At 40.4% G+C, this 14934-nt stretch carries 14 protein-coding genes and 1 other annotated feature; of the genes, 6 read left to right on the top strand and 8 right to left on the bottom strand.

The window, feature by feature from the left end:
• Positions 1-173: 173 nt before the first annotated feature.
• From adhE to H5975_RS01050, 3 genes are all read left to right on the top strand, one after another.
• Positions 174-2810 carry a bifunctional acetaldehyde-CoA/alcohol dehydrogenase gene (gene adhE / locus H5975_RS01060; protein ID WP_204784526.1) on the top strand — a complete coding sequence of 879 codons (2637 nt, stop codon included), beginning with the start codon at positions 174-176 and terminating at the stop codon, positions 2808-2810.
• Positions 2811-2938: 128 nt separating this feature from the next.
• A complete protein-coding gene (gene thiD, locus H5975_RS01055) occupies positions 2939-3748 on the top strand; it encodes a bifunctional hydroxymethylpyrimidine kinase/phosphomethylpyrimidine kinase (protein ID WP_204784525.1) in 810 nt (269 codons plus the stop codon).
• 49 nt (positions 3749-3797) lie between these two features.
• Positions 3798-4415: a pyridoxamine 5'-phosphate oxidase family protein gene (locus tag H5975_RS01050; RefSeq protein WP_204784524.1), complete on the top strand. Its 618-nt coding sequence runs from the start codon at positions 3798-3800 to the stop codon at positions 4413-4415.
• Between the two features lie 182 nt (positions 4416-4597).
• Here H5975_RS01050 and H5975_RS01045 read toward each other — a convergent pair whose 3' ends face one another.
• The 3 genes from H5975_RS01045 to H5975_RS01035 all read right to left on the bottom strand — a co-directional run bounded on the left by H5975_RS01045 (position 4598) and on the right by H5975_RS01035 (position 7399).
• Positions 4598-5167 (bottom strand): TIGR01440 family protein, encoded by a 570-nt coding sequence (locus tag H5975_RS01045; RefSeq protein ID WP_204784523.1) that lies wholly within the window; start codon positions 5165-5167, stop codon positions 4598-4600.
• A 72-nt stretch (positions 5168-5239) separates the two neighbouring features.
• Positions 5240-6109 (bottom strand): homoserine kinase, encoded by an 870-nt coding sequence (thrB, locus tag H5975_RS01040; protein ID WP_204784522.1) that lies wholly within the window; start codon positions 6107-6109, stop codon positions 5240-5242.
• Between the two features lie 15 nt (positions 6110-6124).
• A complete protein-coding gene (locus H5975_RS01035; protein WP_204784521.1) occupies positions 6125-7399 on the bottom strand; it encodes a homoserine dehydrogenase in 1275 nt (424 codons plus the stop codon).
• A 112-nt stretch (positions 7400-7511) separates the two neighbouring features.
• Between H5975_RS01035 and thrC the strand changes: the two genes are divergently transcribed.
• The gene (thrC, locus tag H5975_RS01030) at positions 7512-9002 is read left to right on the top strand and encodes a threonine synthase (RefSeq protein ID WP_204784520.1); all 1491 of its coding nucleotides are present in this window, start codon (positions 7512-7514) and stop codon (positions 9000-9002) included.
• Between the two features lie 80 nt (positions 9003-9082).
• Here the strand turns inward: thrC and rplL are convergent, their stop codons facing one another.
• Both rplL and rplJ read right to left on the bottom strand, forming a co-directional pair.
• Positions 9083-9448 carry a 50S ribosomal protein L7/L12 gene (gene rplL, locus H5975_RS01025; protein WP_178661951.1) on the bottom strand — a complete coding sequence of 122 codons (366 nt, stop codon included), beginning with the start codon at positions 9446-9448 and terminating at the stop codon, positions 9083-9085.
• Between the two features lie 65 nt (positions 9449-9513).
• Entirely contained in the window at positions 9514-10014 is a 501-nt protein-coding gene (gene rplJ, locus H5975_RS01020) for a 50S ribosomal protein L10 (RefSeq protein ID WP_178661953.1), read from the bottom strand.
• Between the two features lie 32 nt (positions 10015-10046).
• Positions 10047-10166: a sequence feature (ribosomal protein L10 leader region), on the bottom strand.
• A 322-nt stretch (positions 10167-10488) separates the two neighbouring features.
• Between rplJ and H5975_RS01015 the strand changes: the two genes are divergently transcribed.
• Together H5975_RS01015 and hemH are read left to right on the top strand one after the other, a co-directional pair.
• On the top strand, positions 10489-11826 hold the full coding sequence (locus tag H5975_RS01015; protein WP_204784519.1) for an APC family permease: 1338 nt from the start codon (positions 10489-10491) through the stop codon (positions 11824-11826).
• Between the two features lie 177 nt (positions 11827-12003).
• Positions 12004-12936 (top strand): ferrochelatase, encoded by a 933-nt coding sequence (gene hemH, locus H5975_RS01010; RefSeq protein WP_204784518.1) that lies wholly within the window; start codon positions 12004-12006, stop codon positions 12934-12936.
• Positions 12937-13007: 71 nt separating this feature from the next.
• On the opposite strand, the gene rplA is transcribed toward hemH, so the two are convergent.
• The 3 genes from rplA to nusG all read right to left on the bottom strand — a co-directional run bounded on the left by rplA (position 13008) and on the right by nusG (position 14898).
• On the bottom strand, positions 13008-13700 hold the full coding sequence (gene rplA, locus H5975_RS01005) for a 50S ribosomal protein L1 (protein ID WP_204784517.1): 693 nt from the start codon (positions 13698-13700) through the stop codon (positions 13008-13010).
• 91 nt (positions 13701-13791) lie between these two features.
• Entirely contained in the window at positions 13792-14217 is a 426-nt protein-coding gene (gene rplK / locus H5975_RS01000) for a 50S ribosomal protein L11 (protein WP_178661959.1), read from the bottom strand.
• A gap of 132 nt (positions 14218-14349) precedes the next feature.
• Complete coding sequence (nusG, locus tag H5975_RS00995) at positions 14350-14898, bottom strand: transcription termination/antitermination protein NusG (protein ID WP_204784516.1); 549 nt, start codon at positions 14896-14898, stop codon at positions 14350-14352.
• Between the last annotated feature and the right edge of the window lie 36 nt (positions 14899-14934).

Genomic DNA, 14934 nt, shown 5'->3' with positions numbered 1-14934 from the left:
GCTATATATCTTGCATAATATCTCCCTATCAGTTTTACTTAAAAGCTTGTGAGACCTTTGTCCACTCTCTATTGTGTTTTCTTTCACAAATCTCTTTACATCTCCAATTTCTTTTGTATAATGTAATTGTTCAATCATTAACAAACTTTTTTAATTAAAGGAGAGTGGAAACTATGGCTGATACAAAAAAGAAAGTAGCTAAAACTACTGCAGCTGATCAGGCTGCGGAAGCCCAAAAACAAATCGATGATTTAATGGATAAAAGTGAAGTTGCCTTTAATGAACTCCGTAATTTTACCCAAGAACAAGTTGACAAGATTTGTCAGGCAATGGCTCTTGCAGCTGAAGAACACCATATGGATTTAGCCATCGAGGCTGCCAACGAAACCGGTCGTGGTGTTGCTGAAGATAAGGCCATTAAGAATATCTACGCCAGTGAATATATTTGGAATAATATTCGTCATGACAAGACCGTTGGTATCATCAAGGATGACGACGAAAACCAAACTATTACCATTGCTGACCCACTCGGTATTATTGCAGGTGTTGTTCCTGTCACTAATCCAACCTCAACCGTAATCTTTAAATCAATTATTTCTTTAAAGACTCGGAATACAATTGTGTTCTCAATGCACCCTCAAGCATTACAGTCATCCATCCACACTGCACAAATTCTTGAAAAAGCTGCTGAAGAAGCTGGTGCACCAAAGAACGTTATTCAATGGATTTCGAAACCTTCCCGTGATGCCACTAATGATTTACTTCAACATGAAAAAACTGCTACTATCTTAGCCACTGGGGGCCCTGGTTTAGTTAAGGCTGCTTACAGTTCTGGTAACCCTGCCCTTGGTGTTGGTCCTGGTAACGGTCCAGCATATATTGAACGTACTGCTGACATTCCACGGTCAATTTATGACATCGTCCTCTCCAAAACATTTGATAACGGAATGATCTGTGCTTCTGAAAATTCCATTGTGGTTGATGATGAAATTTATGATGAAGTAAAAGCAGAACTTAAAAAGTGGAACTGTTACTTCATTAAGCCAGATGAAATCGACACCTTTACTAAGGGCTTCATTGACCCCAAACGACACCAAGTTGCTGGTCCAATTGCCGGTCGTTCTGCAAATGACATTGCCGACATGTGCGGATTGAAAAATGTTCCAGAAAATACAAAAGTATTAATCGCTGAGTACGAAGGTGTTGGTAATGATTACCCACTTTCTGCCGAAAAGCTCTCACCAGTGCTAACTATGTACCGGGTCCACTCCCACAAGGAAGCATTTGATAAGTGTAAAGAATTACTCCATTACGGTGGTGAAGGTCACACCGCTGCTATCCACACTACCGACGACAGCTTAGCAACTCAATACGGTTTGGAAATGCGTGCTTCACGGATCATTGTTAACTCACCATCAGCACTTGGTGGTATTGGTAACATTTACAACAACATGACTCCTTCCTTAACTTTAGGGACCGGATCATATGGTAAGAACTCCGTTTCTCACAACGTTTCTGATTACGACCTTTTGAATTACAAAGTGATTGCTAAGCGGCGTGAAAATCGTCAATGGGTAAAGATTCCTCCCAAGGTTTACTTTCAACGCAATTCACTAAAGGAATTACAAGATATCCCAAATATTAATCGGGCTTTCATCGTTACTGGTCCTGGCACCGTTAAACGTGGTTACGCTCAACGAGTTATTGACCAACTTCGTCAACGTCCTTTAGAAACCCATTTTCAAGTTTTCGATGAAGTTGAAGAAGATCCATCAACCGACACAGTTAATAAGGGTGTCGCTTTAATGCGGGACTTTAAGCCTGATACTATTATTGCACTGGGTGGTGGTTCCCCAATGGATGCCGCCAAAGCTATGTGGATGTTCTATGAACACCCAGATACAAGCTGGAACGGTGTTAAACAAAAGTACTTGGATATTAGAAAAAGAGCTTACCAAATTGGCAAGCCTCACAAAGCACAATATATTGGTATCCCTACTACTTCAGGTACCGGTTCTGAAATCACTTGTTTCTCAGTTATCACTGATTCCAAAACCCACGTTAAGTACCCATTAGCTGATTATGCATTAACTCCAGACATTGCCATCGTTGACTCTCAATTTGTGGAAACTGTCCCTCCTAAGACGACCGCATACACCGGTCTTGACGTACTATGCCACGCCACCGAATCATACGTCTCAGTAATGTCCACTGACTACACTCGTGGTTGGTCATTACAAGCCATCAAAGGGGTAATGGATACACTGGCTGATTCCGTAAAGGGTAATCAAGATGCTAGAAGAAGAATGCACAACTACTCTACAATTGCTGGGATGGCCTTTGGTCAAGCATTCTTAGGAATCAATCACTCACTAGCTCATAAAATGGGTGGGGCTTTTGACCTCCCACACGGTTTGTGTATTGCAATTGCATTACCACAAGTTATTCGCTTCAACGCTCAACGCCCAACTAAGTTAGCAATGTGGCCACACTACGCTACTTACCACGCAACTAAGGACTATGCTGATATTGCACGTTTCTTAGGACTCAAGGGTGATACCGATGAAGAACTCATGGAAGCTTATGTACAAAAAATTATTGACTTAGCCCATGAATGTGGTGTTACATTAAGCCTGAAGGCTAATGGAGTAAGCCACAAGGACTTTGACAAGGTTGTTGACGAACTCTCTGTATTGGCATACGAAGATCAATGTACAACAACGAATCCAGTCGAACCATTAGTTAGTCAATTAAAAGAACTTTTGGAACGTTGTTATGACGGTACTGGTGTTGAACCACAAGAAAAATAATTAACTTTCCCCAAGGTTAATCTTCTGACCTTATCTTGTCTGGGACGTGATAGAAGTTATTAATAATTTCTGTCACGTCCCTTTTTTTATGGTAATGTAGTGTCAACATATTCAAATGAGGTGACAAAATGCAACAAGCGTTGTCAATTGCTGGTTATGATTCTAATGGTAGTGCTGGTTTAGCGGCGGATTTACATTCATTTTATGCTGATGGTGTTTATGGGCATGGCGTATTAACCGCCGTGGTTGCAGAAAACGCTTCTGAAATTACTGCTAGCCAGACTATGCCTACTAGTTTTATTGCTGAAGAATTTAAAGACCTGGCTGAATTCCACATCACTGCGGCTAAAACCGGGATGCTAGCTAACAAAGAGATCGTTCAAACGGTCGCTAAATATTATTCCAAAGATACATTTGGAACTTTGGTTGTAGATCCTGTTATTGTTACTAAACGTCAAGATCGATTACTCAGCGACGACACTTTTGATGCATTTTGTCATCAAATCATTCCACTAGCTTCCGTACTGACGCCAAATTTTGTGGAAACGCAAGAATTATTAGGACGCCAATTAAATAATCAACAAGCTATTAAAATTGCTGCTCAAGATTTACAAAAAATGGGTGCTCAAAACGTTGTCATTAAAGGCCCTCATGAATCAGAGCAGGATTCTCAAATTCATAATTATGTCTTATTAGCCAGTGGTGAGGATTTTTGGATGGATAATAATTTTGTAAAAACTAATAAACTTAATGGAGCTGGCGATTCATTTTCTGCGATTATTACAGCTGAACTAGCAAAGGGACAACCAGTTAAAAATGCTATTCAAACGGCAAATAACTTTGTTGATGTAGCGATTCATCATCCACTATCAATTGGTAAAAAATTTGGGCCTATCAATCATTGGGCCGGTCAAAGGTCACTGAACCCAGATGATTAATTTGATATAATGAAACCATACTAATACGTTTACTAAAGGGGCTGAAAATATGAAAGCAGACACTTATTTCGATCACGAACACATTAATCAAGTTTTAGATGAAATGGAAGTTCTCGTCATTGGAATGCATGATGGCGAAAGCATTTATCAAACTCCCGTTCACTTCGGCTATGAAGAAATTGATGGCCAATATACTTTTTGGTTCCATGGTGATGACTCACACACAACAGGACGATTATTAAAAGCAGATCCACATGTTGGATTTGAGTTAGATGGTGGTCAAAAATTTCTTTTAGTTCCTAAACCGTTCCACTATAGTGCTGAGTTTAAGAGTGTGATTGGTCAGGGAATCATTACCCAAGTTACGGATCATCAATCAATGTTGCATGGTCTTAATGTAATGACGGATCATTATATTAAGAACCACCCGCAATTTACTGATAAAATGCTTGGTAAAGTGGCTGTGTGGCGTTTAGATGCCAATAAAATTTCTGCACGAATTCACATTCCTGCAGGATTAAAGGACATGAAGCCCGGTCAAAAGTTATCTGGTTCTGAAACCGTTTATGGAGATCCAAACACTACCGTGGACCTCGATGCTCTTGCTAGTGCATCTGTAAATGCAGATTATTCTGACGTTTATGCAGATGATAAGAAAAAGAAATAGGCATCTCTCACTATAAATACAAAACAGGGAGCGCGACAGAAGTCGTTTACGACTTCGTTTTCACGCCCCCGCAAGCAACAATAGGGGCCTAGCGTTCGGTTTACCGAATTCTAGGCCCCATTGTTGTACTGCGCTGTTCGTATTTAATGATTGTAGTCCGACTAATGACACAGTCACTGTTTTTACTTCTCATTAAACGGATCCCACTCATATTTAGCACGTGCACCACCTATTAATTTTGGTCGTGAACGCAAATAGCGAGTGTGGGCCTGGCCGACTGTATCAATAGATGTTCGCACTGGAATCTGCACAAAACGAACGTGCATCCCAATATCACAATCGCCAATATCCATTCCGGCATCTGCAGTAATATGTTCAACCTCCACCGGGTCGTCAAATCGTTCAAAGGCTGCAATTTGAGCTGCACCACTTGCATTAATCGAAGGATATACCGTCACAATTTCTAAGTGGTGTTTCTCAGCAACCCGACGCTCCACTGTTAAAGCTCGATTGATTTCAGCGCACCCTTCCACGGCTAATTCAATCCCTCGTGGCTGCAAAATATCATACAAAGTGTTAATCACCGTGCGACCAACATCAATCGAAGGTGCACCGCTAAGTTTTACCCCTGCCACTTCACTCGTTGAAATACCAAGGACAAAAATGTCACCTTGCGATAAATTAGCACTGTCTAATAATTCATTTACGCCTTGTGTTACTTGCGATTTAACCTGTTTCAAATCTACAGTCATCAATTATCACCTGCCTTATAAATATTTTACAGGAGAATATTTATATCGGCAATTTACTACCACTAGCAATTTTTACGGTTCTGGCTTAATAACTACTCCATCTGGATCTGGATGCAAAACTTCTATCCGGTCATTCAGCTTGTCCTGTCGAACTGCATTAATAAATGTGGTTGTCTTCTCAGAATCAATAATGGTCATCACGGTTGGCCCAGCACCACTCAGATAAGTAGCTACTGCTCCATTGGCATGACTAATTTGACGAATTTTGGCTAGTTCGGGCACCAAAGATGACCGATATTGTTCATGAAATTCATCCGCCTCAATCAATTCACCAGCTACTGAATAATCTTTTTTAAATAGCGCTGCCACTAATGTATTAGCAATTGCGCTCGCGTGAGTGCTTTGATGATAATCAAGCTGGTTGGGCAAAACTGCCCGGGCCTTTTTCGTTGCTAAATTATATTCTGGAATATACGCAACTAAATCATACGGTGGCAATGGCGCTGCAAATGCGTCAAAGTGATCCCCGATATTAGTACCAACTACTAGTCCACCTAAAATTGCAGGCGCTACGTTATCTGGATGTCCTTCAATCTGACTAGCTATTTCAACCTTCTCTTCAGCACTTAAATTCAAATTAGCAAATTGGTTTGCTAATTCGATCCCCGCAACAATTGCACTAGAACTGCTACCTAACCCATGTGTGACAGGAATGTCGCTTACGACTTTAAGATTGCGCGGTGTAAGGTCGGGGGCTAACTTAAGAGCAGTTTGAACAATCATGTTTTGCTGGTTATGAGGCAAGGATCCTAAATCATGATCAACCCGCCACTTATTACTTGACCCTAAATCTTGCAAATGTAAATATAATGAGACGGCAATTCCAATTGAATCAAATCCTGGCCCTAAATTGGCACTGGATGCTGGTACTTGTATTTCCATAGCAAAATTGCCTCCCTATTTTAAAACCTTATAGGCAGCGCCCAATTTAATAGTTGAATCATCTTTAACCCGATTCTTAAACTCTTGCAATTGGTTTTCGTTCATGCCGTGGGTGATGATTACCACATGCGCCATTCCATCCGCCTCAGTTTGCGTAATTTGGCTAAAACTGGCATCAATGTCCGTCATAATTTGAGTTAGTTTTAACATCTGTCCTGGAACATCTGGCATCGTGATAGATAAGAAGTATGGGTAAATAACTTCATCAGCTGGAGCAGGAATATAACGACGCTGATAATTGTTAAAGAAGTTCCCGTTTGTTTTTAAAACCAGGTTCTTGGTAACAGAAGTAATATCACTTAAAACACTATTAGCGGTTGGCAGACCACCAGCTCCAGGGCCATAAAACAAAGTATCTCCAACTGCCTGTCCAGTCACCATGACCGCGTTGTATTCATTATTAATAGTTGCCAATGGGTGATCATTAGGAACCAGTGTTGGTGCGACTTCCACAAAGACACCATCTTCAATGACTCGTGCAATCCCTACCAATTTAATTACGTAACCAAATTGACTCGCTTGATGAACATCAAAGGCGCTTAAATTATCAATCCCAGTTACCGCAAAATCGTTTAGTCCTAATTGAGTACCAAAAGCAAACTGACTTAAAATAATCATCTTATAGGCGGCGTCCTTACCAGTAACATCATTGGTTGGGTCAGCTTCGGCAAAGCCTAATTTCTGCGCTTCCGTCAACGCTTGCTCATATGACCAGCCACGTTGCCCCATTTGCGTCAGAATATAGTTAGTAGTGCCGTTAACAATTCCCTTAACTTCTGTGATCTTGTCCGCAGAAAAACTATTAGTGATGGTCCGTAAAATTGGAATCCCACCAGCAACACTAGCTTCATACATTAAATCGCAGTGATTATCATGAGCTAGTTTTACTAATTCGGGTCCATAGGTTGCAATTAAATCCTTATTGGCAGTGACCACGTTTTTGTGATTACGTAAGGCCGTTTCGATGTATTCTTTGGCAGGATGAATACCACCGATTAATTCCACTACTATTTGGAGGTCAGGATCATTAACAATATCATTAATTTCAGTAGTTAACTTGACTGTTTGCTGAACATCTTGATGGCGCTCGGGATGCTTCACCAGAACTTTTTTGACTTCGAGGGTACTACCGGTGACATTAGCAACCTTATCTTCATTATTTCTGATCATTTGCAGTACACCAGAGCCTACTGTTCCCAAACCAAGTAAGCCTACTTCTATTTTTTTCACAATGCCACCCCATTTTCTCATTATTTTTTCATTTTTTCGATTGTATCATACCGAATTGAAAGGTACAATATCAAATAAAGAACAACTAAATCCAGAAAGGGAGGCCTTTCACATGCAATATCGAAGTACTCGTGGAAAAATGAAAGAATCATTAAATTCTGCTCAAGCAGTCATTAAGGGACTTGCTCCTGATGGTGGATTATACGTTCCGGTCAATTTCACACAAGTGAAATTGCCACTTACCAAATTATCTCAGATGACTTATCAAGAGATTGCTGAAATGGTCCTTGGCTGGTTTTTCGATGATTTTACTCACGACCAGCTTTATAAGGTAGTCAACGATGCTTATGGTTCGCAATGGGATCAGCAACAAATTGCCCCACTATCTGTTGCTCATGATGGTAATTATTATCTTGAGTTATTTCACGGCCCAACTTTAGCCTTTAAGGACATTGCACTACAAGTTCTTCCCCGGTTAATGACCCAGGCGATTAAAAACGAACACAATGATCATCAAATTGTTATTCTAACTGCCACATCGGGTGATACTGGAACTGCTTCAATGCGGGGATTCAGTGATCTCAGTGGCACTCAAGTTATTGTATTCTACCCCCATGGTGGTGTTAGTCCTGTCCAGCTAAAGCAAATGTTAGGGCAACGAGGAACCAATTTAAGTGCTATCGCCATCGAAGGAAACTTTGATGATGCCCAAACAGCAGTTAAAAATATTTTTAATGATTTGAGCTTTAATCAACGGTTATTGGATAATCATTACCAGTTCTCATCTGCTAATTCAATGAACATTGGCCGCCTTATTCCGCAAATTGTGTACTACTTTAGTGCATATGGACAACTTGTTCACCGCCAAGCAATTAAGCCTGGTGATCCAGTGAACTTTACTGTTCCTACTGGAAATTTCGGTGATATTTTAGCAGGTTACTATGCTAAAAAATTAGGCCTGCCTATTCATAAGTTAATTTGTGCTTCAAATGAAAATAATGTCCTTACTGATTTCTTTACTTCTGGTCAATATAACCGTAAGCGTCCTTTCCATCTTACAAATGCTCCGGCAATGGATATCTTAGTCTCTAGTAACCTGGAGCGTCTACTATTCGACGTTGCCAATGAAAACGAAAGTACCATCCAAGTCCTCATGCAACAATTATCAGAAGATGGTAGTTACTCAGTCAGCTCAGATATCAAAGCCAAATTAGATCAAACTTTTGCTGCTGGTTTTGCTACCCAAGATGAAGTTCGTTCAGAAATTAAACGTATCTATACTGATGACGGTTATTTAATTGACCCTCATACTGCTGTAGCATCCTATGTAGCACACCAATATCGGCAAAAGCAGCACGATTCAACACCAAATGTTATTGTGTCTACTGCTAGCCCATACAAGTTCCCAGAAACCGCAATTTATGCACTAAACGATCAAAAAACAGCAGTGACTGGTATCCCAGCAATTAAGGAATTACAGTCAATCATCGACCAGCCATTAGACTCAAATGTCCAAACACTTTTGAAGATGACGGCTCGTGAAGAACGGGTTATCAACCCTTCATCAATGGAAAAAACCATTGCTAAAATTTTAGGAATTTAATTAATAGTACTGACAAGTTTGAATATTTTGCATAAAAAAAGACCACCAAATTGGTGGTCTTTTGATTTTGGTAATGGAAACTACTTAAGGGTAACAGTAGCACCGGCATCTTCAAGCTTAGCCTTGATGTCGTTAGCTTCGTCTTCCTTAGCGTCTTCCTTGATAACAGAAGGTGCGTTATCAACAAGGTCCTTAGCGTCCTTAAGGCCGGAACCAGTGATGTCCTTAACAGCCTTAATAACCTTAACCTTAGCAGTACCTGGTTCAGTTAATTCAACAGTGAAGCTGTCCTTAGCAGCAGCGTCGCCACCAGCAGCACCTGCAACTGCAACTGGAGCAGCAGCAGAAACGTCAAATTCGTCTTCGATTGCCTTAACAAGGTCGTTAAGGTCAGAGATTGATGCTTCTTTTAATGAAGCGATAATAGCATCCTTATCAAAAGCCATTTTAAATTCCTCCAATAATTATATCTTGTTTGATTGATAGTTTAAATGTAATACTAAGCCAAATATTATGCGGCTTCGTCTGCCTTGTCGGCAACGGCCTTGACGGCACGTGCGATCTTCCGCATTGGGTCTTGCAATGCAGATGCAAGCATTGAAAGAAGATCGTCCCGACTTGGTAATTCAGCAAATTCATTGATTTCGTCAAGAGTCTTAACATCTTTTTCAATGAATCCACCCTTAATTTCAAGGGCATCATGGTCTTCTGCAAATTTCTTCATGATCTTTGCAGGAGCAATTGGGTCTTCGTTTGAGAAGGCAACTGCAGTTGGACCAACAAAAGTGCTCTTTAAGTCGTCATAACCAGTACCTTCAATGGCACGTTCCAAGATCTTGTTCTTGATAACAACCATCTTAACACCGGCATCACGAAGTTGCTTACGTAAGTCAGTAACTTCGTCAACGGTTAAACCACGGTAGTCAACAACGATAGCAGATTCAGCATCAGTTAACAAACCATTAGCAACCTTAACGGCTTCAGCCTTTTTAGCAATAGTTGCTTCACTCATGAAATTACACCTCCTGTATTTTATTTTGGTACGGATTTATAAAAAAATCCCTATGACCGGCAGACATAGAGAAGGAACATTTCATTTCTTCCTCGGCAGGTAATTATTAAGGCTTGCGCCACCTGAGTCTTAGGCAGAGTCATATTTAACCACTTAGATAGTATACAAAACTAATCTTTCTTTTGCAAGTCTAATTACAATTTTCGAAAAAAGACTTGCGCTTATTATTTTCTAATGGTATTCTAATGTCAATCAAAAAAAGGAGGATGTTATCATGTTACAATTAAATCTTGCAAAGCTTAATATGTCCTCTTCCTCAGCCTCATCATCTATGATTGTGGTTGAGTGATTTTGGTATTCATTAAATTATAATAATAATCAATGAACCGATTCTTTCAGCCACTAAGCTATTAACTGCTTATTGATTGAAAGGGTCGGTTTTTATTGTGTTCAAAAGAAACGGAGGAATTTATTATGCAGGAAAAACAACCCACAGAGGAATTGAAACGTTCGCTTGGCTTTGGTTCGGCGATTTCGATTGTAATTGGCACAATTATTGGTTCGGGAATCTTCTTTAAACAAGGCTCTGTTTTGGATAGTGCTGGTAATTCGACAATGGCAATCCTTGCATGGGTCTTTGGTGGTGTCATTACATTGACTGGAGGCTTAACGGTCGCAGAAATCGGTGCTCAAATGCCTTATACTGGTGGTCTTTATGTCTATATTGAAAATATTTATGGACGGATTCTCGGCTTCCTCGCTGGCTGGATGCAAATTATCGTTTACGGTCCCGCAATTATTGCCTCGGTTGCCGGCTTCATGAGTATTTTAATGGCCAACTTTTTTGGATTGGGTACCGAATGGCGAATTCCATTAGCAATCATTACAGTCGGCTTAATTGGTCTTATGAACCTACTTGAAAATAAGGTTGGTGCCATTTTCTCCATCATTACTACAATTGGAAAATTAGTTCCGATTGCTGCAATTATCATTTTTGGCCTTTTCTGGGGACACCAGGATGCTTTTGGACAAACTATTCGTGAAGTTCAACAAACTTCTGGTGGATTCGGGGTTGCTGTTCTTGCCACCCTCTTTGGTTACGATGGCTGGATCTTAATCGCTAACCTTGGTGGTGAAATGAAGAACCCACAAAAACTTCTTCCAAAAGCAATTATCTTTGGAATTACTGCTGTTTTGATTATCTATACATTAATTACCGTTGGTATCTTACGTTTTCTCCCTGCTCAAACCATTCATCGTTTAGGCGAAAACACAACCGATTATTTGGCTACCAAAGCCTTTGGACAAATTGGTGGTAAGCTTTTATCGGCAGGAATTATCATTTCCATGATGGGAACACTCAATGGAAAAATGTTAACCTTCCCCCGGATTGTCTATGCAATGGCTAAGCGTGAAGATATTCCTTTCTCGAAATTCTTATCGTACCTCAGTCCTAAGGGTAAAGCTCCTGTTACCGCAACAATTTTTATTGTTGTATTAGCGTTTGTCATGATGGTATTCTTTGATCCTGACCACTTATCTGACCTCTGTGTGTTTACTGTTTACTGCTTCTACTTATTAGCCTTCTTTGGTGTGTTCATCCTCCGGAAACGCAACAAGAACGTTCAACGTCCTTTCTCGACTCCGCTTTACCCGTTCGTTCCTATAATTGCAATTGCTGGTGGTATCTTCGTATTAGTTAGTGAAATAATGAATGACCCAAGTGGTGTTATTCTGTTCATCGGAATTGTAATTGTTGGATTACCAATTCTATATTTTGTTAAAAAATTTTACCGTAAGAACCAAAAATAAATTAAGCAGCTGTGGCTGATGTCTAACCATCATCAATTGCAAGCAGCTCGTTCAAAATGGGGCCTAGCAATCGGATAACGAATGCTAGGCCCTTATTGCTGCTTATGAGGTGTTTGACTGTCACTTCTCTTTTTACTGTAAAATAAATCTATCATATTAAAAGGAAGTTTGATATTAATGAAAGATAACGGTCTGCTCCTAGTTAATTTGGGCTCACCCGCTACCCCAACCACAAAAGATATTAGGGACTATTTGCAAGAATTTCTTGGAGACCCCAACGTTGTGACAATGCCTCGCTGGTTATGGAAGCCACTGTTGAAAGGCTTCATTTTGCCGTTTCGTTCACCACGCTCATCATCTTTGTATCGCAATATTTGGTTAGACGAAGGATCTCCATTAATGGTTTATACCAAGCGGATTACGGATAAAGTTCAACAGCTTTTGCCTGATTGGGATGTCCAGATGGCAATGACTTATGGTCAACCATCAATTCCAGAAACCTTACACCAAATGAAGCAACAATGCCGGCACATTACTGTGCTTTCGCTGTTCCCACATTATACTAAAAGCACCACCGATTCGATTATCGAACAGGTTCATGAATATGATGAGCACATCCCCATTATTGACCGTTTTGCAGATAATGAAGAATATTTAAATCTGCTCGCCAACCATATTAATAAGGCATGGCAGCAAGCCAACTACGAGTTATTATTTATATCGTATCATGGCATTCCCCAATCAATGGTTAAGGCCGGTGATCCATATCAATCTGAAACACAGCAAACTACTAATGAACTAAAAAAACGATTAGTTATTCCTAACCATCAAATTAAAATGGTCTATCAGTCTAAATTTGGTCCAATGCCTTGGCTGCAACCATACTTAAGTCAATCATTATTGGAGCAGGCGCAATTAGGTACCAAAAGGGTTTTAGTCGTTTCACCATCATTCGTCGCTGATTGTTTAGAAACACTAGAAGAAGACGGGATGCAAAATGCCCAATTGTTTAGTGATCATGGCGGAGAAAAACTAACAATGTTACCTTCATTAAATGATGATCCAGCTTTTGCCAAATTTATTGTTCATCTTGTTCAAGGACAGGCCTAGTCATTATATTTCCATTTGCATTCAAAAAGAGCCATCAGTTCGCTGATGGCTCTTTTTATGATTTAATTAGCTTAAAATGTACTTAAGTCAAGTGTAACACTTGGACCAAAAGTAGAAGCAATTGATGCGTGTTGTACATAAGTACCACGTACTGAAGCAGGACGAGCCTTAACAACAACATCTTCAATTGTCTTCAAGTTTTCAACTAACTTGTCGGTACCAAATGAAGCCTTACCGAATGGTACAGCAACATTACCGTCACGGTCAGTCCGGTAAGTAACCTTACCAGCCTTAGATTCTTCAACTGCCTTAGCAACATCCATTGTCACAGTACCAGTCTTTGGGTTTGGCATTAAGCCCTTAGGACCTAAGACCCGACCTAAACGACCAACTTGTGGCATCATGTCAGGAGTTGCAATAGCAACATCAAAGTCTAACCAACCGTCTTGAATCTTTTCTACTAAGTCTTGGTCACCAACAAAGTCAGCACCAGCATCCTTAGCAGCTTGTGCGTTGTCACCCTTAGCAAATACAATTACAGTTTGATCTTTACCAGTACCATTTGGTAAAACAACGGCACCACGTAATTGTTGGTCTGCTTGCTTTGTGTCAACGTTTAACTTAAATGCAACTTCAACAGTTGAGTCAAAGTTTGCAAAATCAATATCTTTTACTAATTGAACCGCATCGTTTACAGCGTATTCTTTCTTGCTGTCAACCTTTTTCAGCGCTTCAAGGTATTTCTTACCATGTTTTTTAGCCATCTTGTGTTTTCCTCCTTGCAAATGTGGTCTAACGGGTTTACCTCCCACTTGGGAGCCTCCACTTTAGTAAAGGTCCCGGTCTGCCAGTTGCTTAGTCTTCAACAGTGAAGCCCATGCTCCGTGCAGTACCTTCGATCATGCGCATAGCTGCTTCAACATCAGCAGCGTTTAGATCTTGCATCTTAGTTTCGGCGATTTCCTTAACTTGATCCTTGGTTACCTTAGCAACCTTCTTTGTGTTAGGTTCACCGGAACCCTTTTGAACACCAGCGGCTTTCTTAAGTAATACGGCAGCAGGTGGGGTCTTAGTAATGAAGTCGAATGAACGATCTTCATAAACGGTAATTACAACTGGGATCAACATACCCTTTTGGTCTGCGGTCCGTGCGTTGAATTCCTTAGTGAATCCCATAATGTTAATACCTGCTTGTCCAAGTGCAGGACCTACTGGTGGAGCTGGTGTAGCTGCACCGGCAGGAATTTGCAACTTAACAACGTTAGCTACTTTTTTTGCCACGAGACAAAACCTCCTTAGTCCGTGTTGTGGTAATGATGAGGCAGTAAGTTTTTTACCTCTCCCACAGTATGCTTATAACATACTAAAATAACTTACCACAAATTTGTTTGTAATTCAAGATTTTGGGATAGATTAATCGTCCATCGTATCAATTTGGTCAAATCCAACTTCTGCACTAGTTTGACGACCAAACATTTCAATTTCGACGTTTGCTTTCATCTTTTCATGGTCCACTTCGGTTACCTTCCCGGTGAGATCAGCAAATGGACCAGCGATGATCTTAATGTTATCACCAACATTAACATCAATATCAGTTCTTGCCACATCTTGGCCCATCCGCTTCATGATCCGGTCAACTTCTTCAGGAAGCAGTGGTGTTGGCTTTGAACCACCACCATGTGATCCAAGGAACCCTGTTACACCTGGGGTATTTCGTGCAATGTACCATGCTTGGTCAGTCATTACCATTTCAACTAATACATAACCAGGGAAAGTCTTTTCTTCAGTTTCTTTGGCTTGGCCGTCTTTAACTGTGCGGACAGTTTCTTCAGGTACCACTACCCGAAAAATGTAATCTTGCATTCCCATTGATTGTGCACGTGATTCCAAATTGCTTTTAACCCGGTTTTCATAACCAGAATAAGTATGAAGCACGTACCAACGCTTTTCATGTGATTCCATGATAATTCTCCTTTATTGATCCATAAATTGTTCAAA

The organism is Limosilactobacillus coleohominis, assembly GCF_016901675.1.
Taxonomy (GTDB): Bacteria; Bacillota; Bacilli; order Lactobacillales; family Lactobacillaceae; genus Limosilactobacillus; species Limosilactobacillus intestinavium.
Note: the sequence above shows the minus strand (reverse complement) of the source record. Positions and strands in the feature narration are given on the sequence as shown.